This window comes from Methanocalculus sp. (assembly GCF_029762515.1).
Classification (GTDB): domain Archaea; phylum Halobacteriota; class Methanomicrobia; order Methanomicrobiales; family Methanocorpusculaceae; genus Methanocalculus.
In genome coordinates, this window is the sequence record NZ_JARVGN010000550.1 from 1 (window position 1) to 1,193 (window position 1,193).

Consider the following 1,193-nt stretch of genomic DNA (forward strand, 5'->3'; position numbering starts at 1 on the left):
GGGGTTCACGTAGGTAAAATGAATCTCCGGCAGCAGATCGATCCGGTATATAATATCCTCGGCATGCTCGGCAAGGCTCCTGAAACGCTCCTCGCTCTCCCGCAGCGCCTCTTCTGCCTGCCTCCGTTCAGCACTTTCAAAGAGCTGTGCGATAAGGGATGCGGCAATAATGGCAAACCCCTCCTCATCCACATGCCATCTCCGCGGAGCTCCTGTATCTTCAAGACAGAGGATACCGATCAGGCTGCCATCCTTCAGAATACCGACATCAAGCATGGTAGAGATCCCAAGAGGGGCAAGGTAGCCATCCTTCAGTTCACTGACCCTTGAATCCGAGGAGGCATCCTCAACGCAGAGCCTGTGCTTTCTCCTCAAAGTATCAAAGTAACGAGGATATCCATCTGTCTTCAGAGTTATCTCATTATTCTGTCTCTTCTCTTCTGCATCATAAAGTGAGAGGCATTGGAGAAGGGAGCCGTCCTTTGAAAAAGTCCATATTCCCACCCTTCTGGTTTCAAGTGTCTCTGATACGATATTCGTGATCTTCGTCAGGGCAGCCTCCATATCCCCGGAGAGGATTGCGTCATCAAGGGCAAGATCCGCGATCGCCTTCCTCTGCCTTTTTGCACGTTCTGCATTCCTGGACAGAAGCTCTTCAGTCTCTTTCTCGTAGGTTTTATCCCTGCCAACTGACTGATATTCAATGATCTGCCCATCTTCATCAAAGATTGCCCTGGTATTCCATTGCTGCCAGAGCACTTTGTTATCAGGCATGATGATCCGCTGATCGATGGATCCGGCCGGGTTTTCTTTTGTGAGTTGGGAGAGGAATCCCTTAACCCTGTCACGATCACCGGGATGGATCACCGGCATAAACCGGTTTCCGATGAGAGATTTACGATCAAGTCCGAAGTAGCGGCAGTATGCATCATTCACAAAGAGGTGCGTGCCATCAGGGAGAAAACGGCAGATAAAGTCATTCTGGCTCTCGACAACGGCACGGTACCGCTCATCACTCTCTTTCCTGGCGATCTCGCTTCTCATTCTGCCAACTGCATACCTCACCTTCCTGGAGAGATCATGGAAGATAAAGGAAGGCTCTCCGATCTTCTGAATGTAAAAGTCCGCTCCGCAATTGAGCGCCTCAATCACCACCTCCTGACACCCTTTTCCGGTGAAGATGATGAACGGGG

General features: G+C 50.5%; 1 protein-coding gene. It reads right to left on the reverse strand.

Annotated elements, in window-relative coordinates; genetic code table 11:
• Positions 1-1,065 (reverse strand): PAS domain S-box protein (locus QCH34_RS13060; protein ID WP_300334763.1); only part of this gene is annotated, 1,065 nt, incomplete at its 3' end.
• Between the last annotated feature and the right edge of the window lie 128 nt (positions 1,066-1,193).